Raw genomic sequence first — 25631 nt, forward strand, 5'->3', positions numbered from 1 at the left:
TATAGGGGGAGGAATGCGAAAAGCCTAGCGGCTGCTGTTACGGCTTCTTGCACAGGCGACCGTTGCTGCGTCCAGCGCGCTGGCAACGCCAGCCAGTCGATAGCGATCTGAGAACACGCGTCCGGTGCGATCGCGGGCGCGAACGGTCATTGTATTGGCCGAGCGCATTGCTGCCACAATCGCCGCATCCATTGCCGGATCCCGCGCCCAGGCATCGCCGCCGCCTGCTGCCAGCGAGAAGCGCCGTGACCCGACTGACAGGGTCACCGCGCTCCGCTCGGCGATCGGCCGGGAGAGTCGGAAATGCACTTGCCCGCGCACTTGCCGCAGGGGCCATGTGCCGACCGAGGCGAAAGCTTCGTAGTCGGGCTGTTCCACGGTTTCGAACGGCTTCGAGATGGCGTAGCAGCGCGGAGTTGCGGCATCCCTGAAAGCACCCCAATCGGAAAACACGCCGAGGCTGTCGCGCGCTGCGAGAGGTGCGGCACACAAAGCCGCCAAAGTACCAATGAGCGCGAAGATTTTCACCGCGTCGTGCTAGCAACCATGCGGAGATAGGCAAGTCGCAAAAACTGATCAGAAAATCGACATTCAGCGAGCATCGGTAGGTCGCCGATCAAACGCATCGATTAGCGCAAATAATGCCTCACGTCGCGTTCGTAAGAGCGTGATTTGTCGGGATGCATATTGGCGTAGGTCACGGCGTTACCGATCACGCGCATTACGTAGTAGCGCGTTTCGAAATTAGCAGGGATCCGTTCGATCCATTGCGGCCAGTCGATCGCGCCCGTGCGCGGATCACCGTTGAGCCGGAGCCACTGGCTCACGCGCCCCGGGCCCGCGTTGTAGGCTGCGATCGCGAGCGGATATGACCCGCCATAGCGGTCCATCAGCCGCGCAAAATGCGCATCGCCCAAGCGGATATTATAGGACGGATCTGCTGTGAGAGAGGCGGACATGTACTGCACGCCGATCTTGCCGGCTTCCTCGCGTGCTGTTCCCGGCATCAATTGCATCATCCCGCGTGCACCGGCATGGCTAACGCGGTTGCGATCGAATTCACTTTCTTGCCGGGCGATAGCATGGACCATGGTCCAATTTGCTCCACCGTGTGTCCTCGTGGTGGGAAAGCCGAGGCGCTCGAATCCGTCGAGACCATGCTCGCCAGCGCTCATGCCAGCCACGACTTCGAACTCCTGCAGCCCCGTTTCACGCGCAAGATCGGCGACCATCCGCATTTCGGCAGGGGTCTTGGCATTGTCGGCGATCGCTTCGAACAAGGCGCGTTCGGTGCGCCAGTCCCGCCGCGTCCTGGCCACTGCGCGCAATGCTTCGACCGCCGGCTGCGCATCGAATTCGGCACGCTGGTCTGGAGTGATCTCTAATGCGGGTAGGGGCGCGAACTCGGGCATCGGACGGCCCAGCTCGGCAATCGCCAGCTGACCGTAGTAATATTCGGGATGTGCGGCAGCGAGCTCGAAATAGCGCGTGGCTTCGTTGGTATTGCGCGCGCGCCCAGCAGCCTTTCCGGCCCAGTAGAAACCCTTCGAACGAGTGAGCGGTGTCTTCGCGCTGGTGCCGTAGCGATAGAACAATGGTGCTGCGGCCGCACCGTCGCCCAAGGTCCAGAGAGCTTTCGTCCCTCCCAGCCACATCAGATCGGTCATCTTGTCGCGCAGGACAAAGCTGCCCTCGGACACATCGAATCCGGGCCCAAACAGATCGTCCGTCTTACTGGCAATCTGCACGGCCTGACGCGAGCCTGCTGCCTTTGCGACGCGCAGAGCGAGCGAAACGAAGTCTTCCGCGTTGTGCGGCAAGGTTTCGAACGCGGGACGATTGGCTAATAAGTTGATGGCTGCTGGCAAGTTACCTTTGCGCTGATAGAATTGCGCGAGATTGTAGACGTAGCCCGGATCGGTGCGAGACAAGCCAGCTCGCTCGCTGGCTGAACCGGAAAGCAATGCGAGCCGAGCCATCGCTTCCGGCCGAGCGCTTGCGGAAATCAGCGCGCTTTGTCGCTGTGCCGCTTCGAGGTTGCCCTGCCACAGCAATGCATCCATCCGCGCGTCATGGTCCGCTTCGGTGAAGCGGGCGCCGAACATGCCTGTCATGTACGCTTCGGCCGGGCCCGACATGGATCCGCCGCGCCAGGATTCTCGCGCAAGCTCGAAAGCGTCCTGGTGTTGCATGCCCGACAAGGCGAGCGCGTAGCGTGCTTTTGCCGAATTGGTGAGCGGAGGATACTGCTCGAAGAATGCCACAAGTTCAGCCGAGGAGATTGGCTCATTGTCGAGCGACTCCTCTGCCCTCACACGAAGCAACGTCTCTTTCGGATACCCCGGATAAGCGAGCAAGAAACCGGCATAGGCTCCAAACCCGGCAGACTTGTTGGCAGATTCGGTCAGCCACTCCCATTGGTTGATGGCGAGATCGGTTCGGGTGGGTGCACGCGCGACGAGGCTGGCCCGGGCACGGTCTTCAACCGATACCGATTGCGCCGAAATGGGCGCAGAAGCTGGCAATACGGTGGTTGCCAATCCGGCGGCGATAATCAGGGCTTTGCGGTCCATGCTGGACATTATGAGGGCCTGCTCCTTATCAGGGCGTGAATAACGCCTGCGGTTTTGGCATTTTTCGTTGAATCGCAGGACTCTAATAGCACAACGCAGAGGCTTCGAAAATGTTCTCCGGATCGATTCCCGCACTTGCGACACCTTTTCGCGACGGAAAGTTCGACGAGGCTGCTTTTCGCAAGCTGATCGACTGGCAGATCGCGAATGGGAGCAATGCGCTTGTCCCATGTGGGACGACTGGCGAAGCCTCAACCTTGTCCAATGAAGAACACCACCGGGTGATCGAAGTCTGTGTTGATCAGACGGCGGGACGGGTGCCGATCATCGCCGGATGCGGATCCAACGATACGCAAAATGCCCTGATGCACATGCAGTTTTGCGAAGAGGCCGGGGTCGCTGCAGGCCTCTGTGTTGCGCCTTACTACAACCGTCCCAGCCAATCTGGATTGATTGCACATTTCAGCTACCTGGCTGAGAATTCGACCTTGCCAATCGTCCTGTACAACGTGCCGTCTCGCACGGTAACGGATATAAAGGACGAGACTGTTGTCGAATTGGTCAAGCGTTATCCTGAGCGAATTGTGGCGATCAAGGATGCCAGCGGAGACCTCTCGCGTGTGGCAGACCACCGAATGGGGCTCTCGAAAGATTTTTGCCAATTGTCAGGAAATGACGAACTGTGGCTGCCCCATGCTGCAGCAGGGGGCAGGGGAGCTATTTCCGTCACCGCCAATGTCGCGCCGGCGCTATGCGCGGAATTCCATGAGGCGATCTCGGCGAACGATCTGAAGCGCGCGCGCGAGCTCAACGATAGACTTTTCCCGCTCCACTACGCGATGTTCTCCGACGCGAGCCCGGCACCCGTGAAATATGCACTCAGCCAGGTGCATGACTGGTTTGCCGAGGACGTGCGTCTGCCGCTGTGCAATGCCAGTGATGAGGCACGCGCAGAAGTCGATAAGGCGTTGGAACACGCAGGCTTAAGCTAACAGGTACGTAAACTAGAAAGTACGGAGGCGGGATTGGGAGCTCAGCGAATAGAGATATTCCTCCCCGAAAATGAGTTTCTTCGCCTTGAGGAGATCGTCGCACTTCATTGCCGCCGATACTGGCGAGAAGACGTGCCGGGAGAGAACGAGAAGCTCACCTGCCTCGTACAGCAGCGCTATACGGAACGACTGCTGGACGATATCGAGACGGCATTCGGGGACTATCCTAGTCTTGCAGTTATCGTCTCGCCGATCGAGGCCTCGATACCGCCAATCATTGAAGACGAAACTTCGGAATTACCTGGCAGGCATCCGGCGAGGCCCCGCACAGCCCTTGAGCGTTGGTTCACGAGAGATCGGCTGAGTACAGACGAGTTATACAGTGACATTGAAGAATCGCTGCGGGTTCGACCCAGCTATGTGGCGACAGTCTTGCTCTCTTCATTGATCGCGGGCCTTGGCATGCGCAGCGGTCAGGTTGCGGTTGTCATAGGGGCTATGGTTATTGCGCCGTTGCTGGGCCCGACTATGGGCCTGGCAATGGCGGCGACTGTGGGCGACAGCAAGCTCGCTCGTCGCGCATTGGCCACTCTCGCAATAGGCACCGTTTTGGGGGTAATTGCCGGTGCTTTGGTTGGTTTCGCCGTGGATATCGATCCCACAGTATCCGAATTGCGCAATCGCACCTTTGTTCAGCCCGCCGATATCGCGCTGGCGCTTGCATGTGGTGCGGCTGGGGTGCTGGCTTTCAGTCGCGGCACGTCACTTGCACTGGTCGGCGTAATGATCGCCGTAGCGCTTGTCCCTCCTCTTGCTGCGAGCGGAATATTTATCGCTCAAGGTGACAGCGATCTTGCGGTTGGGGCGGCCTACCTGTTCTTCACCAACCTCGTCTGCGTCAATGTTGCCGGAATCGGCACATTTCTGCTGCAGGGTTTGCCGCCCAGGAGCTGGCGCATTACCGGGGGCATCTTGGTAGTTTGGCTTCTACTGCTTGCGTTGCTCGCAACGGCGCTGTTTGGGACGTTCAGGTTCGGCTTCCTGAGATAACTCTTGCGATTTTCGTCGTACGAGAGACGACGCAAAGTGACGATTTTGCACCAGATGCCCTTTCGTGGCCCTTGGAAGGGCTTTGCATCGCGTACGCCAACGCCTACATCGCGCCGCCATGGCACGCCCCAAACCTCCCACATTCGATAAGCAGAAAGTCGTCGCCGAGAACCGGCGCGCGCGGTTCGACTACGAGATCGACGAGAAGTTCGAGGCGGGTATCGCTCTGACTGGCACCGAGGTGAAAGCGCTGCGCGCGGGTGAAGGGGGGATTGCCGAAAGCTATGCTGAGGTCCGCGATGGCGAAGTGTGGCTGATCAATTCGAACATTCCCGAATTCAGCCATGGTAACCGGCATAACCACCTTCCCAAGCGACCCCGCAAGCTCATGCTTCACGGGCGCGAAATCTCGCGGCTGACCGGTGCTGTTGAGCGCAAGGGCATGACGCTTGTGCCGATGTCGATCTATTTTAACGCGCGCGGCAAGGCGAAAGTCGAGCTCGCGCTCGCCAAGGGGCGGCAATCGCGCGACAAGCGTGAGTATATCAAGGATCGGGACTGGAAACGCGACAAGGCTCGTATCATGCGCGACAAGGGATAATGCGCTCAGGTTCTGTGCATAGATAACAGCGAGAATTGGGCGTTGGGCGATACTGGTAACCCGACCGTCGGAAACTGCGGCGCACCCCTTGCGAATTGCCCTCCGAATCTCCACACCAAATAGGCGCCCATGGCCCAGACACGATCAAAAACAGCACTCGCCGATTGGCTTCGGAGAAGAATGCCCAAACGCGATGAAATGGCGCGCAACAAGTACCTTGCACCAATCGCACATCGGTTCCTTTCTCCGGAACTTTGGCGTTTTACACGCCGTTCGGTACCGCGCGGCATTGCACTGGGCCTCTTTTGTGCCTTCATCATTCCGCTGGGACAGATCTTCCTCGCCGCGTTCATGGCGCTTCCGGCCCGGGCTAATGTGCCGCTCTCGGCAGCAGTGACCTTTGTCACAAATCCCTTCACATTTCCTGCCTGGATCGTAGCGGCGAACAAGGTCGGTGGAACGGTGCTGAACATCAAGGCGGCAGTGGGCGTGACAAGCGGCGATAGCCTCGCCAGTGACAAGGGGGCACTTGCCGTTTTCTTCGAAACAGCAGGCGTTACTGCTTTTGGATTTGTCGTTCTGGCCGTAGTCAGCGCTGCAATTGGCTATTTGCTGGCGAGCTTCAGTTGGCGGGTTCTGGTCGGCCGCAAACGTCGCCGCCGTCTTCGCGCTATGGAGCTGCGGCTTGATAGCCGTCTCGGAAAAGGTGAACAATGAGCCCTGCTGAGGGCAGCTTGCCAATGCCCGGTTGGCGCGTTCGGTTAGGTCTGTTGGCTGCGGTCTCAATTAGCGCCGCTGTATTGTGGCTGGTGACGCAATCGCCGCTGCTGACCGCGTCGTTCGCCGGTGGCCTGGTTGTTATCCTGCTGGGCATTTTTGCGCAGGCGGGCCTCAAGTCGAAACCCGAAGTTGAGTCTTTTGCGTCGCCCGACTGGTCTGTAACAGCCGCTGCGCTTGAAAAGCTGAGCGATGCGGTGGCGCTGACGGACCGGGCCAATCGCCTCGTTTGTGCCAACTCGGCCTACGTCGAGGCATTCGGGCTCGAAAATGCTCCACCTAACCTCGGTGTTGCAGATGGCGCGCGGACGGAGATGCAGCTCAAAGCACGCGAGGCGTGGCGCGACGGATCGGCGGAAATGTCCCACATTGAAAGTGAAGATGGATTGCGCAGCTATTCGCTGATGATCGAGCGGAGCGGACGCGCGGAAGACTATCTTCTCTGGCGGTTTGCTTCGCATCAGGCGATTTCGCTCGAAGAGCAGATCATCGGTCCCCTGACCGGTTCGGCTGGGCAGACATTGTCGCGTGCGGGTATCGAGCTGGCGCTGGTCAACCAGGACGGGTCTATCAAGGCAGCGGGCGCAGGCTTTGCCGAACGCGCGGCCGGCGATCCCAATGCAACCTTGGCCGGACAGGATTTCGTTGGGCTGCTGCGATCGGACGACCGGGAGCGGATTTTCTTCGGGCGCGAGGGCAAACAGGGCACGCCGCAAACGCTGGTACACATTCCACTGGACCAACCTACGCAAGGCAATGTTCCTGCGGCGGATGCGGGGCCATCGATAATGGCGCTGGTGGATAGCGGTGTCGGTATTGGCGGGGGCTGGGAAGGTGCTGGCCGCTCGGCCATGCCGCAGATAGAATCGCTTCTGTCTGCCCTTCCGCTCGGCTTGGCGGTTGCCGACCGGGATGGCCGCTTCCTCTTCGCCAACAAGGCGTTCCTGCGGGCTGTGAATCGCAAGGAAACGGGCCTTCCGCAGTTCCCTACAGATCTCGTCATGCGTGAAGACAAGGCCATAGTATCCGATGCTGTGCGGCAATTTGGGCGCGGTCCCGCCGCTTCAGGTGACATGGCAGTGCGGCTCACTACCCAGCCGGATGAGCCGGTCTCAATAGGCCTGGCCGGGATACGCGGGTTGGGAGAAGCTGCAGTCCTCCTCAGTCTTGCCGATTCAACCGAAGAAATCCGGCTCCGGCGCCAAGTCGCACAAGCTACCAAGATGCAAGCGGTTGGCCAGTTGGCCGGCGGCGTTGCCCATGACTTCAACAACGTCCTCACCGCTATCATTGGCTACTGTGACCTGATGTTGCTGCGCCATTCGCCCGGTGACAGCGATTATGACGATATCCAGCAGATCAAGGCCAATTCCAACCGTGCGGCGTCTTTGACGCGACAATTGCTTGCATTCTCCCGTCAGCAGACCCTGCGGCCTGAAACGGTGCAATTGCCTGACGTTGTGAGCGAAGTCAGCCAGTTGCTGAAACGCCTGATGGGCGATCATATTGAGTTCACCGTCCGCCATGATCGCGAACTTGGGCCAGTGCGAGCCGACCCGCAACAGCTTGAACAAGTCATCATCAACCTGGCTGTGAATGCGCGCGACGCGATGCAATCGCATAGCGGTGGGCCGGGAAAACTGTCATTGGTTACTCGCCGTGTCCCTGCTGCAGAAGTCTCGAAGATCGGCAAGGATTTCATGCCGGAAACCGACTATACTGCGCTTATCGTGCAGGATACCGGCGGCGGCATACCCGAGGCCGCTCTCGGCAAGATATTCGAGCCATTCTACACCACGAAGGAACAGGGGAAGGGCACAGGCCTGGGCCTCTCGACCGTTTATGGGATTGTGAAGCAGTCCAACGGGTTCATCTTCGCTGACAATATTGTCGGGAATGAGGGCTCGGTCGAGGGCGCCCGCTTCTCAGTCTATCTTCCAGTCCACTACGTTGATCCCGACGAAGAGGCGGATTCAGAGGCGGCTGAGGCTGCATCTGCTAGTGATTGGTCCGGCGGCGGAAAGCTTCTGCTGGTCGAAGATGAAGATATGGTCCGTACTATCGCCACGCGGGCACTTACGCGTGCAGGGTACGAGGTCACTGCCTGTGCCGATGGCGAAGAAGGCTTCGACGAGGTGAAGGGCGGCGGCGAGTTCGATCTGGTCGTCAGCGACGTGGTCATGCCCGGAATGGACGGCCCAAGCATGGCCCGTGCAATCCGCGAATTACAACCCAATCTGCCGATCCTGTTCATGTCCGGCTATGCGGAGGAACAACTCCGCAAGGACATAGACATGGCCGAGATGCATTTCATTGCAAAGCCATTCTCGGTGCAGGATATCGGCGACAAGGTTGCGGCAATCCTTGCGAGTGGCGGAAAGAAATAGTGCTGCTTCGGCGCCCACGCTTTCGCGCCATTCACAATTGATACATAGTTACATGCCGATCCCATGCGGTGATCGGATGGAGAGACTCGTATGACAACCAAAGCAACGCTCGCCTGCAATCTCGCAATAGTTACGGCCTTGGTGATCGCTGCACCAGGCGCAGCGCAATCGGACGAAGAAACAGCGCAAGGCGATGTCTCGGTCACGATCTACAACAACAACCAGGCGCTGGTTCAGGATATTCGCCAGCTCAATATCGCCTCTGGTCGCAGCCGGATCGAGTTTCCTGACGTATCGGCGCAGATCCGCCCGCAGACCCTGAGCTTCGCGGCTAACGGCGCGGCCATTATCGAGCAGAATTTCGATTTCGACCTGCTGACACCGGTCAAGATGATGGAAAAAGCCATTGGCCAGACTGTCACGCTCATCCGCACCAATCCGGCCACGGGCGCGGAAACGCGTGAGCGCGCCAAGATCCTTTCGACGGCGGGCGGGGTCGTGATCCAGATCGGTGGCCGGATCGAGGTATTGCGCGACGATGGCTTGCCAGTTCGCGTCGTGTTTGATCGCGTGCCGCCCAATCTGCGCGCGCGCCCCACCTTATCTGTCAATGTCCAGAGCGATCGCTCCGGCGTTCGTCCCGCTTCGATCCGTTATCTCACTCCTGGCCTTGGCTGGGGCGCGGACTATGTCGCGCTATATGATGAGGGACGCGACACGATCGACATGCAGGGCTGGGTCACGCTGACCAACAACACTGGCACCACTTTCCACAATGCGGATACGCTGCTGGTCGCTGGAGCCCCCGGTCAGAACAGCGGGCGGAACACAAATCGCAACCTCAATCGTCCCGGAACCGAAACTGCTGACCGCGAGAGACTGGGTGATTTCTATCTCTACCCGATCAGCGGGCGCACCACGATTGCCAATGCACAGACAAAGCAGGTCAGCTTCCTTGATGTTCAAGGCGTGCCTGCGCGCAAGGTCTATTCGCGCATGGTCGGATGGCTTTCGAGCGATAGCTCGCCGCAAAACGTCTCGAGCGCGATCGCATTCTCGAGCTCTCGCGATGGCGGGCTGGGCGATGCGCTGCCGGCTGGAACGGTGCGATTCTACCAGCGCGATAGCCAGGGTTCGCCGCAGTTCATCGGCGAGAATCGCATCGGGCATACGCCGATGGGCAGCGAATTGACGCTGGTCACCGGCGACGCATTCGATGTGTTTACTCAGGCCGAAGTCGAGAAGCGTGATCGTATCACTGAAGGCGAGTGGGAATCATACGCCCGCTATCGCGTGATCGAGGATGACAAGACGGTACGGACGGTCGAATACCAACAGAAGCCAACGTACTGGCGCACAACGATGCGCTACACCTTCACCAACGCAAAGCCAGAATCGGTTGAAGTCGAACTGACGCAGGGCGGGCTCGATCGCGGCTGGTGGAGCCGGGATTTCCGCATCGTGAGCGAGGATGTGCCGGGCGAGCAGCTCAATGCAGATCGCCGAAAATACTCGGTGACCGTGCCCGCAAATGGCACGCGCGTCGTCCGCGTCACTTACGCAACCCGTTATTAAGGCGCGGGCCGTGCGGCTATTCCTGCCGTGGCTGATAGGCGCGCTGGCTGGCTTTTCGCTGGCCGCGCCGCCTGCGCTCGGACGCGAGGTTGTGGACGCATCGGCGCCGCAGAATGTTGCCGTGACCGTGTATCGCGATCCATCGCGAGGCGAGGGCGATGCCATGAATGTCGACTGGCCGCAGGGCTTCGCCATGATCAGCGAGACGCGGCGAATATCGCTGCCTGTTGGCCGATCAACCATCCGCTTCAGCGGGGTCGCAGAAGGCATGGTAGCGGTGTCGGCGATTGTGACAGGTCTACCTGGCGGAACAATCGAGAAGAACCGCAATGCCGATCTCCTGAGCCCGGCGGCGCTGGTCAATGGCATGCTGGGCAACCGCATCACCGTTACACGCACCAATCCGGCAACCGGCGCACAGCAGAGCGAAAACGGCATCGTCCGCACGCGCGCCGATGGCGGCTTGGTCCTGCAGACCGCCCAGGGATATGAGGCAGTGCGTTGCGCCGGGATCCCTGAGAAGCTGACGTTCCCGATGGTGCCTGATGGCCTGTCAGCAGAGCCGGTTTTCACTATCGATACGCAAGATGAACGCGGCGGAACCTATGAAATTACGCTGACTTATCTCGCATGGGGCTTTGACTGGCAGGCGCATTATGTCGCCACGCTGCGCGACGAAAAAACCCGGAACGGTAAGATGCGGTTTCGACTGATGTCCTGGCTATCTATCCTGAATGACAACGGCCAGAGCTTCGCCAACTCCGAATTGATGGCAGTGGCAGGCGCGCTCAATATCGAGAGCGATTATGAAGGCCTGGCGGAACCGCCGCGCGCTGCGCCGCTGCGCCTAACCTGCTATCCTTTTGGCAGCACCGCTGCTGGCTCGCCGATCCGCTATCCTCCGCCACCGCTGCTGCCTGCTCCGCCTCCGCCAGCGATGATGGCTGTGGCCTCCGAAGATTCTGTCATCATGGTCACCGGCAGCCGCCGCCAAGAGAAGCTCGCAGATTTTGCTATGGAAGCGGTCGAGGAAGCACTTGGCGATCTCAAACTTTACCGCGTGCCTGAACGCGTCAGCGTCAACGCTCAAGGTATGAAGCAGGTTGCATTCCTCAACAAGCAGGATGTCGAGGGCGAGTACCTCTATGTCGCTAGCTGCGATCCATGGGAGGAGTATCGCAATGCCGATGCCTCCGCGCAGCCGTCCAATATGCTGCTTGTGACCAAGAATGACGAAGAACATGGCCTTGGCGTCGCTATGCCGATGGGTGGCTTTACACTGTTCGAGCCGCACCCGACGGGTGATCTGCTGGTCGGCGAGGAGTTTCTGCGAGACTATGCGATAGACCAAGATGTCGAGATTGCACTGGGGAACAGTTCGCAGGTCTTCAACCAGTGCGCACGGGTAGGCAAGACTGACCCCAATCCTGCGGAAGGTCAGAACATTCCGCCCTGGGTCACGATGAAAGCGGTCATTACAAATGCCAATCTGCATCCAGTGCGCGTACGCATTGATGCGGGGCTGGCTTTGCAATGGGAAGTGCGCGGCTTGCGCGGCACTCGATTAAAAGACGGCAAGCACGTGGCCGAAATCAGCGTTCCAGCCAATGGCGAACGCGAGGTGGCGTTCCGTGTGCGCAGAGTGATCTAATCGCAGGGACTGCAACTTATCCGTTGAAATAGTGCATTTTTCACTTTGTTGGAAAAAATGGTGTTCTACACTTGTTCTCTGAGAACAAATCGGATACATCGGTGAAATGTTGAAAGAGCCTGGACGGGTCTAGGCAAGCAATGGAGGCATGTGTCATGGCGACTAACCTGAAGCTGGTAGAAGGCAAAGAGATGAACGGAGACCGTCAGAAGGCACTTGATGCCGCCTTGGCACAAATTGATCGCGCCTTCGGCAAGGGCTCTGCGATGAAGCTCGGCTCGCGCGAGACGATGAATATCGAATCCATTTCCACTGGCTCGCTGGGTCTGGACATTGCGTTGGGCATCGGCGGCTTGCCCAAAGGCCGGGTGGTTGAAGTCTATGGTCCGGAAAGCTCGGGCAAGACCACGCTGGCGCTACATGTCATTGCGGAAGCGCAAAAGGCTGGTGGCACTGCAGCGTTCGTGGATGCCGAACATGCGCTCGATCCTGCCTATGCCAAGAAGCTGGGCGTCGACATTGACGAATTGATCATCTCGCAGCCTGACACAGGTGAGCAAGCGCTCGAAATCACCGATACGCTGGTGCGCTCCAATGCGATCGATGTGCTGGTAGTCGACTCGGTCGCGGCACTGGTTCCGCGGGCGGAGATCGAAGGCGAGATGGGTGACAGCCATGTTGGCCTGCAGGCGCGATTGATGTCGCAATCGCTGCGCAAGCTGACCGGTTCGATCAACCGCTCGAAGTGCATGGTGATCTTCATCAACCAGCTGCGCATGAAGATCGGCGTGATGTACGGCAATCCGGAGACGACCACCGGTGGTAATGCGCTCAAGTTCTATGCTTCGGTTCGGCTCGACATTCGCCGGACCGGCCAGATCAAGGACCGCGACGAAGTTGTCGGTAATTCCACACGCGTGAAAGTCGTGAAGAACAAGGTCGCCCCGCCGTTCAAGCAGGTCGAATTCGATATCATGTACGGCGAAGGCATCTCCAAGGTCGGCGAAATTCTCGACCTCGGTGTCAAAGCTGGCATCGTCGAAAAGTCCGGCTCGTGGTTCAGCTACGATAGCATTCGCATCGGTCAGGGCCGGGAGAATGCCAAGGTTTTCCTCAAGGAGAATCCGGAGATTTGCAGCCAGTTGGAAGCCGCGATCCGCGGCCGCACCGACGAGGTTGCCGAGGAGATGATGACAGGGCCGGACGCGGACCCTGACAACTGATCCTCAAGCGAGTCCCTCTGTCCAAATGAAGCACTAGCTTCGGGGGCTCGAACAAACGGAATGCCGCTGTATGCCACCCCGTCCGGCATGCAGCGGCTTTTCCTTTCGGAGCTGACAGTCGAATGCAGCCCTGATTCCAGACCTCGTTTGGCGATTTTGAGAGGCATCCGCGCTTGTCGGACCTCGCGGAAATCACTAACTGCCCAACGATGACGTCGACCAATGATATCCGCCGGGGATTCCTCGAATACTTTGCCGGTGCCGGGCACGTTGAAGTGCCCTCGGCTCCGCTCGTGCCGTACAATGACCCGACACTGATGTTCGTCAATGCCGGTATGGTGCCGTTCAAGAATGCCTTTACCGGCCTAGAGAAGCCTCCCGGCCCGACCGCGGCCAGCAGCCAGAAGTGCGTTCGGGCTGGCGGCAAGCACAATGACCTCGACAATGTCGGTTATACAGCGCGGCATCACACATTCTTCGAAATGCTCGGTAACTTCAGCTTTGGCGATTACTTCAAGGAGCAGGCGATCCAGCATGCATGGACGTTGCTGACCAAGGAGTGGGGTATTGATGCCGGTCGCCTCACCGCGACAGTGTACCACACCGACGACGAGGCGTTCGACCTTTGGCGCAAGATTGCCGGCCTGCCCGAGGAGCGGATTATCCGCATTCCCACCAGTGATAACTTTTGGTCGATGGGTGACACGGGCCCCTGTGGTCCGTGTAGCGAGATTTTCTATGATCACGGTGACCATATCGATGGTGGCCCACCAGGGAGCCCTAACGAAGACGGCGATCGATTCGTCGAGATATGGAACCTCGTGTTCATGCAGTTCGAGCAACAGGCCGATGGCTCGCGTGCGGATTTGCCTAGGCCGTCGATAGATACCGGCATGGGGCTCGAACGGATCGCGGCTGTCATGCAGGGCGTGCACGACAACTATGATACCGACACGTTCAACGAACTGATTGCCGCTTCGGAGAGCCTTACAGGAGTCCGTGCTGACAGCGATCATCAGGCGAGCCACCGCGTAATCGCGGATCACCTGCGTTCGACCAGTTTCCTGATGGCAGATGGCGTACTGCCTTCCAATGAAGGGCGCGGTTATGTCTTGCGGCGGATCATGCGCCGGGCAATGCGCCACGCGCATCTGTTGGGTGCCGCCGAACCGTTGATGTATCGTCTTGTTCCTGCTCTGGTGACCGAGATGGGGCAGGCCTATCCTGAACTTGTCCGCGCGCAGCCGCTGGTAGAGGAGACGCTCGAACGCGAGGAATCTCAGTTCCGGCGCACACTCGAAAAAGGCCTGCGCCTGCTCGATGATGCGACGGCTTCGATGAACGAAGGTGACAAGCTGGACGGCGAAACTGCCTTCCAACTTTATGACACTTATGGCTTCCCCTACGACCTTACTGAAGACGCCTTGCGCAGCAGAGGATTAGACGTTGACCGTGCCGGGTTCGATGCTGCGATGGAGAAGCAGAAGGCTGCTGCGCGCGCTGCGTGGAAGGGCTCGGGAGAGGCTGCCGATTCCGAGGTCTGGTTCGATATTGCTGAGCGCGAAGGTGCCACCGAGTTTACTGGCTATACGTCGACTTCAGGCGAGGGGACCGTAGTAGCACTAGTCCGCGATGGCGCCGAAATAGCTAGCGCATCTGAGGGCGAAACGGTCACGATCCTGACTAACCAGACCCCATTCTATGGAGAAAGCGGCGGGCAGACCGGTGACGCTGGCACGGTTTCCACACCCGAAGGCCTCCAGATATCCGTCAAGGACACTTCGAAACCGTTGGGGCGACTGCATACGCATTCGAGCACCATTGAGGCCGGTTCGATCGCTGTTGGCGATACCGTGCATCTCGAAGTTGATATAGAGCGCCGCGATCGCATCCGTGCCAATCATTCGGCGACGCATCTGCTGCACGCGGCCTTGCGCAATCGCCTGGGCGGGCACGTGACCCAAAAGGGATCACTGGTTGCTGATGAGCGGTTTCGTTTCGACTTCTCGCATCCCAAGCCGCTGAGTGATGAGGATATTGCTGCGGTCGAAGCAGAAGTGAATGCGGAGATTCGTCGCAATGAGCAGGTGGTTACACGCCTGATGAGCCCAGATGACGCAGTGGAAGCTGGCGCTCTCGCGCTATTCGGCGAGAAGTATGGTGAAGAAGTGCGGGTGCTTTCGATGGGCGGCCTGGGCGAAGACGGCCGCAGTTATTCTGTCGAGTTGTGCGGAGGCACACACGTCAAGGCGACAGGTGACATAGGAATTTTCCGCATTGTTTCCGAAAGTGCAGTTTCGTCTGGTGTGCGTCGCATCGAAGCGCTGACAGGTGAAGCGGCGCGCAAGTGGCTGGTGTGCCGCGAAGATGCGCTCAAGTCGATAGCCACCACCATCAAAGCTGCTCCCGATGAAGTAGGCGAGCGTGTGGCTGCACTGGTAGACGAGCGCAAACGACTTGAAAAAGAACTCGCTGAAGCACGTCGGCAGCTGGCACTGGGCGGTGGTGGAGGCGCGACGGACGAAGTCTCAACCAGCGAGGATGTCGCCGGGGTCACATTCTCCGGGCAGGTCGTGCAAGGTCTCAATCCGAAGGATCTGCGTTCTGTGCTCGACGAGGCGAAGCAGAGCATGGGATCGGGGATCGCCGCAATCTGTGCGGTGAATGATGGCAAGGCCGCGTTTGCCGTGGCCGTCACCGATGATCTGACCGATAAGTTTGATGCTGTTTCCCTAGTCCGTACCGGCGTGGAGATTCTCGGCGGAAAGGGCGGAGGCGGGCGCGCAGATATGGCCCAAGGCGGCGGCCCGGACGGAGAAAAGGCTCAAGATGCCATTGTTGCAGTCCGGGAATCGCTAATAGAAAGTGCGGCTTAGAACTTAATGTGCGTCGTACCTTATCGACGATTCATGCTCTTGCGCTGCAGGTGATGTTCTGAACCCTGCGGTGTATCAGGACCCTTGCCGCCCCGGAGCGCAGGGTCGCCCTTGTCGCCACCGCGTACATTCTGGGGCTTGAACTTTTCCTTGTTCGAGATCGGTTTGGTCGGCGGCGCTTTATTGCTCACAGGGTTACTCCTTCACCCCACCAACGCGTGAGAACGGGCAAAGGTCCGACAATCACGCGGTCTCGGTGCTCGTTCGCAGTTTTGGGCGCTCAGCCAACTTCCCGGCATCCTGTATCTGTTCGCGCAATTCGTCGCGTTTTTCGTGGATCGACGCGATGACCGGGCCCATTGCTACACCGACATCCACTAGCGCCGCTTCCGACAATTGCAGGGAGGCTTCCAGCGTTTCTGGCACGGCGGTACTAGCTCCGACCCGGTAAAGTTCTGCCGCATGGATCGCATCGCGCGCACGCGCGATGATGGGCAGGTCAGGATAGGATTTGCGCAGTTTAGAGACCAGGCGCTGGGCCAAGACAGGCTCGTCCATGGTCAAAACAACGGCCTTTGCATTCTCGATGCCAAGCCTCGCCAGGGCATCGTCGCGCAATGCATTCCCGAAAATCGAATAGAAGCCCTTGCGCCTTGCGCTTTCCACCATGTCGGAATCGGAATCGATCGCGACATAGGGCTGGTCGTGTCGGCTCAGCATTTCCGAGACGAGCCTGCCCACGCGTCCCGCACCGATGATAATAACCTTTGGTGTTTCCTCATCACCTTCATCAAGCCTTGGCGCAGGCTCGACCTTGCGAGCTGCGAAGCGGCCGAGACGAGCAAGGACAGGAGTGACGGTGAGGCCGATTGCCGTGACAATCTGCCAGAACTGCGCTGTGCCAGGTTGGATCAGCATGGCCGAGCTTGCCGCTGCGAGGACGATAAGGGTCGTTTCAGACGGGCTGGCCATCAGCAGTCCCGTTTCCGCCGCGGTAGATCGGCGCGCGCCCATCAGTCGCAGCAACACGCCTGTGACCAGAGCCTTGAAGATCAATACCCCAACAACCGCACCCAGGATCGGACCGAGATTTTGCCAGATGGTCATCAGATCGATCGACATGCCGACGGTAATGAGGAACACGCCGAGCGCCAGACCCTTGAACGGCTCCATGATCCCTTCAATCTCGCCGTGATACTCGGTCTCTGCAATCAAAAGCCCGGCGATCAGAGCGCCAACGATCGGCGATAGGCCAACCGCGGCCGTTGCAAGGCTCGCTCCGATAACAACGAGCAAGGATGCCGCGAGGAAAAGTTCGGGGCTCTTGGTCCGTGCCGCCTGGGCAAACAATCGCGGCAATGCAAAGCGCCCGATCACGAGGAGTGCGATCACGACTAGGCCGCCCTGCCATAACGTATCGACAAGGCCTTCCCAGCCTTCCGCCTGTGCGTGCGGCGCCATGGCGCCGAGCACAAATACGATCGGGACGATCATGATGTCTTCGAACAGGAGCATGGATAGCGCGGCTCGTCCGACGGGCGTCTTTGTGCCCGAAATCGGCAACACAATAGCAGTGGAGGAAAATGCCAGGGCAAAACCAAGCGCCAGCGCGCCTGTCCAATACTGCCCCATCATCGAGAGGACGATGGCGAGCGAGGTTCCGATTACCAGCAGTTCCAGCGCGCCCAGGCCGAAGACCAGTTTCCTGAGCTGCCACAATCGCCCGAACGACAATTCCAGCCCGATGGCAAACAAGAGAAGGATGATTCCGAACTCGGCGAATGGCGCCAAGGCTTCGGGATCGGTGATCGTTATGTGTTCGAGTAAGGGATAGTCGAAAACCAGTTTTCCAAGGCCAAAAGGACCAACCAGAATCCCGATGAGGATGAAACCGATGACCGGGGTAATCCGAAAGCGCGTGAACACCGGAATGACAATCCCCGCAGCGCCCAAGATAACCAGTGCGTCCGAAAGTGCAGGTGATGCCAATTCGCCAGATGCCATAGGGGCAACCACTACGGCGGAGGCGTGCCAATGTCACGCGATCGATGGTGCGGCCTGTCGGATCAGATTAGTCGATAGGCAATGCGGTGCAAATTACGCAAATGGAAGCAAAGAAGGATGGTCGACAATCGAAAGCCCCGACGCTTTTGCGAAGGGGCTTCCGTATCTTCGATAAGGATGCGCGCCGTTAAGTCGGCGAAACGGATCAGGCGCCAGCCATCTCCGTTTCGAGATTATTGACGATCGCTTCGAAGAACTGCTCGGTCGTAAGCCAGTTCTGCTGCGGGCCGATCAAAAGTGCCAGGTCTTTGGTCATGTCGCCCTTTTCGACTGTTTCGATGCAGACCCGTTCAAGTGTCTCGGCGAACTTCACTACTTCGGGTGTGCCGTCGAACTTGCCGCGATACATCAGGCCGCGCGTCCACGCGAAGATGCTGGCGATCGGATTGGTGCTGGTAGCCTTGCCTTGCTCGTGTTGGCGATAGTGGCGGGTTACGGTGCCGTGAGCAGCCTCTGCTTCGACAGTCTTGCCATCGGGCGCCATCAGGACGGAAGTCATAAGGCCGAGCGAGCCGAAGCCTTGTGCGACGGTATCCGACTGCACGTCGCCGTCATAGTTCTTGCAGGCCCAGACAAACTTGCCGTTCCACTTGAGTGCGGCGGCAACCATGTCATCGATCAAGCGATGCTCGTATGAGATACCGGCTTCTTCGAACTTGTCGGCGAATTCGTTATCATAGATTTCCTGGAACAGGTCCTTGAAGCGCCCGTCATAGGCCTTGAGGATCGTATTCTTGGTCGAAAGGTATACCGGCCATCCGCGATCAAGACCGTAATTCATACTGGCGCGGGCAAAATCGCGGATCGAGTCGTCGAGATTATACATCGCCAGAGCCACGCCGGAGCTGGGAAACTCGAACACGTCGATATCGATGTTCTGACCATCTTCGCCTTCGAAAACTAGGCGGAGCTTCCCTTTGCCGGGAATAAGCGTGTCCTTGGCGCGATACTGATCGCCGAAGGCATGACGGCCGACAACGATCGGATCGGTCCAGCCCGGGACAAGGCGCGGAACGTTGTCGATCACGATCGGCTCGCGGAAGACCACACCGCCCAGAATGTTGCGGATCGTGCCATTGGGGCTGACCCACATCTTCTTGAGATCGAATTCTTCTACGCGCGCCTCATCGGGAGTGATGGTTGCGCATTTTACGCCAACGCCGTGCTCTTTGATCGCATTCGCCGCATCGATAGTGATCTGGTCATCCGTCTCGTCACGCTTCTGGATCGAAAGATCGTAATATTTGAGGTCAACATCAAGATAGGGAAGGATCAGGCGTTCGCGGATCCATTGCCAGATAATCCGCGTCATCTCGTCGCCGTCGAGCTCTACGACGGGGTTCTTCACCTGAATTTTGGCCATGTTGATCCTGTTACCTGTCTCGAATTTGTGTTCGCGCGCGCTTTAGCAGAGGTGGCCTGCTAAGCAAGGCGCGGCCCCTGAAATGAAAAACCCGCCCTTGAGCGGCGGGTTTCCATCCAATGGTGGGCGTAGAGAGAGTTGAACTCCCGACCCCTGCGATGTCAACACAGTGCTCTACCACTGAGCTATACGCCCGAGCCATTGGGTGGCCGCTGAAGTGCGGCAGAGGCGCGCCTTAGCCAAGCGCCCATGCGCGTGCAAGAGAAGTTCGCGGCAAATGTGAACGAGAAGGGTTTTAGAGCGAAGCCTGCGCCGGTTCTTCCAGCACACGTTCGACTTCAAGTACCAGATCGCGCAGATGAAACGGCTTCGACAAGACCTTGGCGTTAGGTTGTTCGCGGCTAGCCTTGAGCGTTACCGCAGCGAATCCCGTGATGAACATTACCTTTGTATCAGGGCTCAGCTCGTTGCAGTGTTGTGCCAGCTCAATCCCGTCCATTTCCGGCATCACAATGTCGGAAAGGAGCAGATCGAAGCGTTCCGATTCGAGATAGGGCATCGCCGCCGTCCCGCAATCGACCGCAGTCACCGAATAGCCCGCCTTTTCCAGCGCCTTGGAAAGGTAGGTGCGCATGATCTGGTCATCCTCGGCAAGGAGGACGCGTGTGGCGTTGGTTGTGCTCATAGGGATTTCCATAGAGCAATTGGTTTAAGAAATCTTTGGCGAAGGGCGAGAATGCTCTGAAATGGAACAATCTACGAAGTTTTTGACACGGCTTCGGTTCACCGCCAGCAAAGGAGCATGAGCGCGAAGGGCGATATAAGTGGCGATTCGATTTACAGGAATGGTGTTTCGCCATTCTCGCTGGAGGTGCCTGAAGCCCCCGGTGTACCGATTCTTATTGCGGCGCCGCATGGCGGCAGATCATATTCGCCTGGCCTGCTCGAAAACATGCGCCAGCCGGAATATTCGGCTCTCCGATTAGAAGATCGCCACGTGGACCAGGTGGCGAAGGCCGTTGCACATGCGACGTCTGCAAGTTTGCTCATTGCGCATACGCCGCGAGCCATGATCGATCTCAACCGGTCCGACCAGGATGTTGACTGGCACATGATCATCGAAGGCGCGCCTGCCAAAGCGACGCCATCTGCGGCGAACCGGCGCTCGCGAAGCGGATTGGGGCTGATACCGCGCCGGCTACCAATAGTTGGAGAGATCTGGCGTGCACGCATATCGCAAACCGAGCTCGACGAGCGGATCGAGACGATTCATCGACCATACCACCGTGCCTTGGCACAGCAACTGGCGCACCTACGTGATCGTTGGGGGGCAGCACTGCTCCTCGATATTCACTCAATGCCCCCCCTGGGCAATCGCCGCGCAGGAGAAGCAGGAGCAGAATTCGTGGTAGGGGACCGGTTTGGTGCGAGCAGCGATCCGATGTTGTCTTCGCGGGCGCTTTCATATTTTTCGACTGAGAACCGCCTGGTGGCGCACAATAGGCCCTATTCCGGAGGATATGTGCTGGATCGGCACGGCATGCCGGCAAGGGGAATACACGCGCTCCAAATCGAGATTTGTCGCAGCCTCTACCTCGACAGACAGCTGTCCGAGCCAACTGCACGAATGGCTTCAATCGTAAAGCTACTCTCCGGGCTGGTTCGTACGCTGGCCGAAGAGGTCACGCAGATGGGCGGCGCACAGCAAATTCCAATGGCAGCTGAATAAAAAACCACCCCGTGCTTTCGCACGAGGTGGCCAAGGTTCAGGGAGGAGGTGCACGAAGTGCACCTGTCCAGATTACGCCATGAGGGTAGCGCAGTCCGAACCTCATCAAACTAGGACGCAAATTCCGGAAATTCAAGGCCCCCACCTAGCATGGGGGCCCTGTGAACTTCAGTTCGCGGCTTGCTCGGCAGCCTTGGGTGCGGTGCCTTGCTGAACCTGACGTCCGAAGATCACTCGCATGAGGTTGAGCGAGAAGAGGTGGGAGTGGATCAGCATCAGCAATCCATTCTTGTTCCACTCTTCGATTTTTTCGGTTGGCAGTTCACGCAGCTTGTTCTCGTCGACCATGCGGAAACCACGATAAACAAAGGGTTTTTCAGGTTGATCGTTTTGCGTGATGGCAATTTCACCATCCATCAGGATGTCAGCTTTGCTGAGCTCTTCCATGAAAACACGAGTGCGCTGGCCCGATTCTTCGAACTTCTCGCAGAACTGCAGTACACCCTTCGTGTGATCGGAAGGCTCGCCTTCGGCAGTGAAAAGGTCGGTGCCATCGTCGAATTGTCCCAGAACTTCATACGTTGGGTCGAAACATAGCGAGAGCTCTTCAGAATCCTGCTGCAGTTTCGCGAGCATGAACGGATAACGACGAACGTAGGCTGGCATGTAAACTGGATCGGTGATCTTGCCTTCATCGTTCACGAAAGTGTTCACACCTTCATTGAGGCCCAGCAGTGCGATCGGCAGCGAATTCTCGCCGGAAGAGAAAACGATGGGAAAATCGCGCTGGCACTCGACGAATTCGTCAACGGTCAGTGGAATCGCGTGCTGGCCCTTCAGGAACTCGGCGCCTTCAAGGGTGCGGCTTTTCCAGCCAGCATGATCGCGCTTGTTCAGCGGCATCAAGTCTTTGTAAAACAAGGGTAGGGTGGGTTGAGGCGCGCTGGCCATGGGTGGTCTCCGAAAAGGGATTTCTGAAATGTTGGTCCGCGGGTGCGCAGTGCTGCGCCACGCGTGAAGCGCGCGCTTTAGTGTGCTTGGCCGTGTCGCGCAAGCGGCACAAGTTTTCCGGGGTTGAGTATGCCTTGGGGATCGAGTGCCTGTTTTACGCCGCGCAGCATCGCATTTGCGACCGGATCGCCCAAACGGCCGAGTTCGTCGCGCTTCATCTGGCCGATACCATGCTCGGCGCTGATTGACCCCTCCCATTGGGTGACGAGATCGTGAACATAAGCGCTGATTGTCTTACCCTGGCTATCCTCCCACTCTCCCCGTGTGGCCCCTGCTGGTGCGAGCACATGAAAATGCACGTTCCCGTCACCAAGGTGGCCAAATGCGATGGGCGTGGTGTCAGGAAAACGCTCTCGCACGGCGGGCACGGCATACTCCACGAAGTCGGCCATGCGTTCGACGGGAACCGAAATGTCATGCTGCATGGCCGGCCCGATAGCCCGCTCGGCTGAGGCGATTTCGTCGCGCAATAACCAGAACGCCTCGGCCTGACTCTCATTGGAGGCGACAGTCGCATCTTGGGCGAGGCCGCTTCCAATCGCCTCGGTCAGGAGTTCTTGCGCAAGCTCAGGCAAAATATCGGATTGATCGGGTGAGCCGACCAACTCGATCAGGGCGTTCCAATTGTGGGTGTCCGCGAGCGGCGACCTTGTGCTGGGAACATGTTCCAAGACTGCCGCAAGGCTGTGAGCAGGAATGACCTCAAAACCTTCGAGGAACTGTTCAGCGCGTCGCTGGAACAGAAGCAGCAACTGGCGCGCCATCGCGATACTTTCGACACCGGCCCAGGCAACTGTCCGCGTCCCGGTTTCAGGCAGAAGTCTCAGAGTGGCTCCGGTCACAATGCCCAAGGTTCCTTCCGATCCGATCAGCATCTGCTTGAGATCAAACCCCCGGTTATCTTTCTTGAGGACAGTCAACCCATCAAAGACACTTCCGTCGGCGAGTACGGCTTCTACCCCCAAGACCTGATCGCGCATAACGCCGTGCCGAAGCACCTGGGTGCCTCCGGCATTTGTGGAGATCAGTCCGCCGATAGTCGCCGAGCCTTTGCCGCCAAGAGTCAGAGGGAAGCGCAGTCTTTCGGCTTCAACAGTCTCGTGAAGGGTTTGCAGCACAACACCGGCATCGCACACGATTTGGCGGGCCTCGACATCAAACGAGCGTACCGAGTTCATGCGTCTGAGTGAGATAATCACTGCGTCGCCGGACTCGTCAGGAGTCGCTCCGCCGCACATGCCGCTATTTCCGCCCTGCGGGACAATCGCGACGCCGTGCTTGGCGCAAAGCTTGACGACCTCTGAAACCTCCGGGGTAGACGTGGGAGAGATCATGGCCGCCGCCTTGCCGCTGAACCTTCCGCGCCAATCGGTTAACCATGGATCCATAAGATCTGGATCCTTTGTGAAGCCACGCGGCCCGAGGAACGTCTCTATTTGGGCAAGAAATTCTGCAGAAGCGGTCATGGTGGGATCCTATGGCACAACTGCCACAAATTGCGCTAGCACTTGCCACATTGATTCAGCAGATTAAGCCGTCATTCAAGGATTTCCGCTACAGCGCGGTCTCGATCCGGTCGCAAATCCGGAACAAGGAGTGCAGACGACAGCCATGAACAAGAAGGCCGCCTTGGTTGCGCCGCTTGCGCTGTCGCTTTCGATGGCGGCTCTCGCCGATCCTGGACAAGAGGGAAACGTCGATGGTCAGGCGACCGTTTCTCATAGCGTAAAGCCTGCTCACCCTGCCGTTGAACCGGGATTAGCTCCGCAATGGGTCACGTTCGACGCCCCTTATCGCAGCCGCGATGCATTCCAGGTTCGCATCGAACAGCGCGTTGTTGTGCGGATTGCGCCGCGCAGTTCGGTGCCTCGCCAAAGCCTCACGGCCGATCTGCAACCAGCAGAGCGTTCGAGCCCGCCGCAATTGATCGAAAAGCGGATGGACGATTGCCTGAAGGTATCGAACATTGCCGCCGTACAAACGACGCGCGACGATCGCTTGCTGCTCTATCTGCGTGATCGGCGACTTGTGAGTGCCAAGCTTGAAAAATCCTGCCGCGCACGTGATTTCTATTCCGGATTCTACGTAGAGCGAAACAAGGATGGCAAACTGTGTCGCAAGCGTGATAAGTTGTTGTCCAGATCGGGTGCGAACTGCGAAATTGATCGCTTGCGGCAACTGGTTTCAGAGAAATCCGAATAAACCGCTCCCAATCGGCCTTGTTGCGCCTGATTTCTTGACTTTTTGCTTGTCAGCGGCAAAGGGCGCGCAAGGTACACCGCTGATCCACTTGCTGCATAAGGGCAGGTGCAGCCACAACACTCGGACATCACGCTGCCCATGACTTTTGCCGACCTCGGCCTATCTCCGCAATTGCTGAAGGCAGTCGATGCTGCCGGCTACACTGAGCCAACCGATATCCAGGCTGAGGCAATCCCCGCTGTCCTGATGATGAAAGATATCATCGGGATCGCGCAGACAGGCACGGGTAAGACTGCGGGCTTCGTCCTCCCGATGATTGACATCATGGCCAGCGGACGCCGCCGCGCGCTAATGCCGCGTTCGCTGATTCTGGAGCCAACGCGGGAACTTGCAGCGCAGGTTGCAGAGAATTTCGAGAAGTATGGCATCAATCACGACCTCAAGATGACGCTTCTCATCGGCGGTGTTCAGATGGGTGACCAGCTCAAGGCTCTCAACGAGGGTGTTGACGTTTTGATTGCTACGCCCGGACGGCTGATGGACCTGTTCGAACGGGGCAAGATCTTGCTTAGCGGCTGCGAACTGCTGGTTATCGACGAAGCGGACCGCATGCTCGACATGGGTTTTATCCCGGATATTGAATTCATTTGTTCGAAACTGCCCGAATCGCGCCAGACGATGCTATTTTCGGCAACTATGCCGCCGCCAATCGAGAAGCTGGCGAAGAAGTTCATGGACAATCCCAAGCGGATTGAAGTCAGCCGCGCGGCCAGCACGAACAAGGATATTACCGCCTTTAAAGTGAAAGTAGAGAGCCGCAAGAAGCGCGAAACGCTCGAATGGCTGCTGCGCAATGATCACGTCGAAACCGCGATAGTATTCTCCAATCGCAAAACGACCGTTCGCGAGTTGAACAAGCATCTCCAGCGCTCTGGATTTTCCAGCGGCGAGATCCATGGTGATATCGATCAGGCCTCTCGGATTAAGGAGCTCGACCGCTTCAAGTCGGGTGATATCAATATCCTGGTGGCATCAGACGTCGCCGCGCGCGGGCTGGACATCAAGGGCGTGAGCCATGTCTTTAACTTCGATACGCCGTGGCACCCGGATGATTATGTTCACCGGATTGGCCGTACGGGTAGGGCGGGGGCCAAGGGCCGTGCCTTCACTTTCGTAGCGAAGGAAGATGCCGAGGCGATCGAGAATATCGAGAAGCTTACCAAGAATGAGATCCCTGTCTTCGGAAAGAAAGATGTCAGAGTCGAGCTGGTGGATCCGGCAGCAGGTGACGAGAAGTCGAAGCGCTCGCGATCGCGGCAGCTCGACGATGATGAGCCCAAAGAAGCGCCCAAGAAATCACGTGCGAAGAAGCCGCGTGACGAACAAAAATCTCGCGACGAAAAGAAGGCCAAGCCAGAAGAGGCCGAGAAGCGTAATCCTCGCGGCAAAAAGCGTGTTCAGGACGATGAGCCAGTGGCCGCTGGTGAGTGGAATGGGCCAAAGCCAAGTTTTCTGGACATAGGCACCCGCTGATCAGGCACGGTTTGACGGTCTTTT

Annotated in this window: 20 protein-coding genes and 1 tRNA gene; 12 read left to right on the forward strand and 9 right to left on the reverse strand. The window is 58.2% G+C overall.

Annotated features, from left to right (window positions below):
* Positions 1 to 24 precede the first annotated feature (24 nt).
* Together ACEWMW_RS09770 and ACEWMW_RS09775 are read right to left on the reverse strand one after the other, a co-directional pair.
* Positions 25 to 528 (reverse strand): invasion associated locus B family protein, encoded by a 504-nt coding sequence (locus ACEWMW_RS09770; protein ID WP_409413745.1) that lies wholly within the window; start codon positions 526 to 528, stop codon positions 25 to 27.
* Between the two features lie 101 nt (positions 529 to 629).
* Complete coding sequence (locus ACEWMW_RS09775; RefSeq protein ID WP_409413746.1) at positions 630 to 2582, reverse strand: lytic transglycosylase domain-containing protein; 1953 nt, start codon at positions 2580 to 2582, stop codon at positions 630 to 632.
* A gap of 101 nt (positions 2583 to 2683) precedes the next feature.
* Here ACEWMW_RS09775 and dapA point away from each other — a divergent pair, with 101 nt between their 5' ends.
* From dapA to alaS, 9 genes are all read left to right on the forward strand, one after another.
* Positions 2684 to 3565 carry a 4-hydroxy-tetrahydrodipicolinate synthase gene (dapA, locus tag ACEWMW_RS09780; protein ID WP_409413747.1) on the forward strand — a complete coding sequence of 294 codons (882 nt, stop codon included), beginning with the start codon at positions 2684 to 2686 and terminating at the stop codon, positions 3563 to 3565.
* Between the two features lie 33 nt (positions 3566 to 3598).
* The gene (locus ACEWMW_RS09785) at positions 3599 to 4615 is read left to right on the forward strand and encodes a TIGR00341 family protein (RefSeq protein ID WP_409413748.1); all 1017 of its coding nucleotides are present in this window, start codon (positions 3599 to 3601) and stop codon (positions 4613 to 4615) included.
* 118 nt (positions 4616 to 4733) lie between these two features.
* Positions 4734 to 5216 carry an SsrA-binding protein SmpB gene (gene smpB, locus ACEWMW_RS09790; protein ID WP_409413749.1) on the forward strand — a complete coding sequence of 161 codons (483 nt, stop codon included), beginning with the start codon at positions 4734 to 4736 and terminating at the stop codon, positions 5214 to 5216.
* A 180-nt stretch (positions 5217 to 5396) separates the two neighbouring features.
* Positions 5397 to 5933, forward strand: coding sequence for a DUF2062 domain-containing protein (locus tag ACEWMW_RS09795; RefSeq protein ID WP_409413750.1), 537 nt, complete (start codon positions 5397 to 5399; stop codon positions 5931 to 5933).
* Entirely contained in the window at positions 5930 to 8380 is a 2451-nt protein-coding gene (locus ACEWMW_RS09800; protein WP_409413751.1) for a hybrid sensor histidine kinase/response regulator, read from the forward strand. The genes ACEWMW_RS09795 and ACEWMW_RS09800 overlap by 4 nt, the downstream gene beginning before the upstream one ends.
* Before the next feature lie 90 nt (positions 8381 to 8470).
* Positions 8471 to 9955 carry a DUF4139 domain-containing protein gene (locus ACEWMW_RS09805; protein WP_409413752.1) on the forward strand — a complete coding sequence of 495 codons (1485 nt, stop codon included), beginning with the start codon at positions 8471 to 8473 and terminating at the stop codon, positions 9953 to 9955.
* Positions 9956 to 9965: 10 nt separating this feature from the next.
* Positions 9966 to 11606: a DUF4139 domain-containing protein gene (locus ACEWMW_RS09810; protein WP_409413753.1), complete on the forward strand. Its 1641-nt coding sequence runs from the start codon at positions 9966 to 9968 to the stop codon at positions 11604 to 11606.
* A gap of 155 nt (positions 11607 to 11761) precedes the next feature.
* The gene (recA, locus tag ACEWMW_RS09815; RefSeq protein WP_409413754.1) at positions 11762 to 12829 is read left to right on the forward strand and encodes a recombinase RecA; all 1068 of its coding nucleotides are present in this window, start codon (positions 11762 to 11764) and stop codon (positions 12827 to 12829) included.
* Between the two features lie 209 nt (positions 12830 to 13038).
* Positions 13039 to 15705, forward strand: coding sequence for an alanine--tRNA ligase (gene alaS, locus ACEWMW_RS09820; RefSeq protein WP_409413755.1), 2667 nt, complete (start codon positions 13039 to 13041; stop codon positions 15703 to 15705).
* Between the two features lie 20 nt (positions 15706 to 15725).
* Here the strand turns inward: alaS and ACEWMW_RS09825 are convergent, their stop codons facing one another.
* The 5 genes from ACEWMW_RS09825 to cpdR all read right to left on the reverse strand — a co-directional run bounded on the left by ACEWMW_RS09825 (position 15726) and on the right by cpdR (position 19817).
* Positions 15726 to 15896 carry a hypothetical protein gene (locus ACEWMW_RS09825; RefSeq protein ID WP_409413756.1) on the reverse strand — a complete coding sequence of 57 codons (171 nt, stop codon included), beginning with the start codon at positions 15894 to 15896 and terminating at the stop codon, positions 15726 to 15728.
* 52 nt (positions 15897 to 15948) lie between these two features.
* Positions 15949 to 17709, reverse strand: a complete 1761-nt coding sequence (locus tag ACEWMW_RS09830) for a cation:proton antiporter domain-containing protein (RefSeq protein ID WP_409413757.1) — start codon at positions 17707 to 17709, stop codon at positions 15949 to 15951.
* A gap of 205 nt (positions 17710 to 17914) precedes the next feature.
* Positions 17915 to 19132, reverse strand: a complete 1218-nt coding sequence (locus ACEWMW_RS09835; protein ID WP_409413758.1) for an NADP-dependent isocitrate dehydrogenase — start codon at positions 19130 to 19132, stop codon at positions 17915 to 17917.
* Positions 19133 to 19252: 120 nt separating this feature from the next.
* Positions 19253 to 19327, reverse strand: a tRNA-Val gene (locus ACEWMW_RS09840).
* 100 nt (positions 19328 to 19427) lie between these two features.
* Positions 19428 to 19817, reverse strand: a complete 390-nt coding sequence (gene cpdR, locus ACEWMW_RS09845; protein ID WP_409413759.1) for a cell cycle two-component system response regulator CpdR — start codon at positions 19815 to 19817, stop codon at positions 19428 to 19430.
* Between the two features lie 117 nt (positions 19818 to 19934).
* On the opposite strand from cpdR, the gene ACEWMW_RS09850 reads away from it, so the two are divergent.
* A complete protein-coding gene (locus tag ACEWMW_RS09850; protein WP_409413760.1) occupies positions 19935 to 20861 on the forward strand; it encodes an N-formylglutamate amidohydrolase in 927 nt (308 codons plus the stop codon).
* A 168-nt stretch (positions 20862 to 21029) separates the two neighbouring features.
* Here ACEWMW_RS09850 and ACEWMW_RS09855 read toward each other — a convergent pair whose 3' ends face one another.
* Both ACEWMW_RS09855 and ACEWMW_RS09860 read right to left on the reverse strand, forming a co-directional pair.
* Positions 21030 to 21812, reverse strand: a complete 783-nt coding sequence (locus tag ACEWMW_RS09855) for a SapC family protein (protein WP_409413761.1) — start codon at positions 21810 to 21812, stop codon at positions 21030 to 21032.
* Positions 21813 to 21889: 77 nt separating this feature from the next.
* Positions 21890 to 23338: an FAD-binding oxidoreductase gene (locus tag ACEWMW_RS09860; RefSeq protein WP_409413762.1), complete on the reverse strand. Its 1449-nt coding sequence runs from the start codon at positions 23336 to 23338 to the stop codon at positions 21890 to 21892.
* 145 nt (positions 23339 to 23483) lie between these two features.
* On the opposite strand from ACEWMW_RS09860, the gene ACEWMW_RS09865 reads away from it, so the two are divergent.
* Positions 23484 to 24074, forward strand: coding sequence for a hypothetical protein (locus ACEWMW_RS09865; protein ID WP_409413763.1), 591 nt, complete (start codon positions 23484 to 23486; stop codon positions 24072 to 24074).
* 138 nt (positions 24075 to 24212) lie between these two features.
* The gene (locus tag ACEWMW_RS09870; protein ID WP_409413764.1) at positions 24213 to 25607 is read left to right on the forward strand and encodes a DEAD/DEAH box helicase; all 1395 of its coding nucleotides are present in this window, start codon (positions 24213 to 24215) and stop codon (positions 25605 to 25607) included.
* Positions 25608 to 25631 lie beyond the last annotated feature (24 nt).

The organism is Litorerythrobacter xanthomarinus, from assembly GCF_046254955.1.
Classification (GTDB): domain Bacteria; phylum Pseudomonadota; class Alphaproteobacteria; order Sphingomonadales; family Sphingomonadaceae; genus Qipengyuania_C.